The sequence below is a fragment of the Kistimonas scapharcae genome (genome assembly GCF_039540975.1).
Classification (GTDB): Bacteria; Pseudomonadota; Gammaproteobacteria; order Pseudomonadales; family Endozoicomonadaceae; genus Kistimonas; species Kistimonas scapharcae.
Window position 1 is genome coordinate 1 of sequence record NZ_BAABFL010000279.1, and the last position, 2,363, is coordinate 2,363.

Sequence of the window (2,363 nt, forward strand, 5' to 3'; positions counted from 1 at the left end):
TTTGCCTGAAGAGCACAGGGGACGCTCTCTTCATTCAATTTAGCCTTACTTCTTCAGATCGTTAAGCGGGAGTTAAGGGTATAGGTGTAGTTGCCGTTTGCATCGAGAGTCAACTGGCCGTACTTGCCATCAATAACAGTACCAGCATTGACGTTGCTGCCATCCTGACCAAATCGCTCGATAGTAAGGTCATCACCATCAATATCCGTATCAACACCACTGCCGTCATTGTCAGTGATCACATTGCCTTGGCTTTGTGTTGCCGTATCCTCGGTAACAACCCCACTGTTATTTTGAGCTTCAGGCGCATCATTTATCCCCCTGACCGTAATCGTCAGGGTGGCCGTATCGGTGCCACCATTACCATCACTGATGCGATACGTCACCGCCGTTGTCGTGGTTTCATTGACCGCAAGGTGCTGGAAATCCGAGCCCGGGTCGAAGCTATAGCTACCATCAGCATTGATGATAAATGTTCCACCATTGTCACCCTGTACTGCATTGCCCAGAGCGGCATTGCTTCCAGCCACAGCTGATACGACAAGCGTGTCGGAGGTATCCGTATCCGTGTCGTTAACCAGAACGCCCTTATCGGCACCAATGTTGATTTTGGTCTCTTCATTGGTCGTCTTGTTATCGTTAACCGCCTCGGGGGCATCATTAACGCCGGTTACGGTAATAGTGAGCGTCGCCGTATCGGTACCGCCATTACCATCATCAATGCTGTAAGTGACGGACGTAGTTGTTTGTTCTCCTTTGGCCAGTGACTGGAAATCATCCCCCGGCTCGAAGGTATAACTGCCATCTTTATTAATAACAAACGAACCGCCATTGCTTCCCTTAACCGATTCTCCCGGCGCAACGTCGACCGGTTTCCCTTCAGCATCTTTTCCACTAATTCCATCGACTTCGAGTAAGTCGCTCGTATCCGGGTCTGTATCGTTTTTCAACACACCATCGACTGCAGATACCGTCAGGTCAGACTCTTCATTCGTGCTGCCCGTATCATTATTCGCGGTAGGCTTGTCATTGGTGCCCGTGACTCTCACAGTCACCAGCGCAGTGGTCGCACCGATACCGGTTCCCTGCGGGAGGGACGTCGGGTCGTTGCCATCATTGAACGCAAATTCAATGTTGACGTTACGTTGTTCACCGGCAGCCGGCGCATTTTCGTTGTTCGAATAGGTGATACTCTGAATCACCGTATCCGCACTGGCCTTGTCAGCATACTCACTGAATGTCAGGGAAAGGGAGCCATCGGCATTGCTGATAATCGTCGCAATCGTATTCTTATTACCATCAATGATCAGGTTGCCCTGAAGGCTCAGATTGGTGTTCGTGAAATCAAACCCGAACTTATCAAAAGCACTAGCGCCACCTTTCCGCTGAACGGTTAATGTGGCGCTATCAAAGTTGTCTTCCCCTTTATCCGTCAATTCAATATCAGTGATACCTCCACCGGGTGCGAGTTTCACCGGGGCGCCATACTCATCACCTTCGGTGTAATCAACCGTGCCACCGATAGAGAGGATCGGTGTATCATTGACTGGTTTAACAGTGACCGGAATGGTTGCTTGAGCTTCAATTATGCCACCAACACCAGTATTCCCCCCGTCATTAACGCCAATCACAATGGTTGCAGCACCATTATAATTAGCATCCGGCGTGTATTTCAGCCCGTTAAGCGCCTGATTAATTTGCGCCAGGGTGCCCGTCAGCGTTAGTGCAAATTCACCATTCTCATTAGCCGTTGAGACTTGGACGCCGTCATTACCTCGAAGAGAAAGCTCTCCGTGAGTAGACGTGATAGTGACCTCGATTTCACTGTCGAAAGCATCGTCATCCGTAATAGAGATAGACAGCTTCGGGTTATCCCCAAACACAAAGCTGCTATCTTCAGTCACGACAACAGTGCCGGGGTCGGGAACGGATATCGCTGGCGCGTCATTGATATTACTGACCTGGATATCAATGACTTCTGTGACGTTCAGTGCCTTATTATTCTGACCGTTATTCAGATCATTGACCGTCACAGTCAACTGAACGGTTTGATCTTTATCACCATCCTGAGACTCCGTAGACACCGTATATGTCAAACCATTCAGCGCTTTGTTGATATCAGCAATCTTACCCCTGAAAACAATTTTCTCATTTTCTGCAGATAAAATTTCAACATCATCCGAGGCACCTAAACGCAGGCTATCACCTGATCCAGAATCATCAATCGAAAGTGTTACTTCCAGAATATCTTCGAAACTCTCTGGGTACTTTGCATCTCGGGGATCCCCCTGTGCCAGCATAGTTGTCGCCTCTTCTGAAATTTCCAACTTAAACAGGGGGTGGTCAGTGAGTAATCAATGACC

1 protein-coding gene is annotated in these 2,363 nt (G+C 48.8%); it reads right to left on the bottom strand.

What is annotated here, in order from left to right; translation table 11 throughout:
* Nucleotides 1-53: 53 nt before the first annotated feature.
* Nucleotides 54-2,300: an Ig-like domain-containing protein gene (locus tag ABD892_RS11045; RefSeq protein ID WP_345195701.1), complete on the bottom strand. Its 2,247-nt coding sequence runs from the start codon at nt 2,298-2,300 to the stop codon at nt 54-56.
* Between the last annotated feature and the right edge of the window lie 63 nt (nt 2,301-2,363).

Coding starts and splice junctions, on each gene's coding strand:
- ABD892_RS11045 (WP_345195701.1), bottom strand. CDS start 2,300: ATGCTGGCACAGGGGGATCCCCGAGATGCAAAGTACCCAGAGAGTTTC.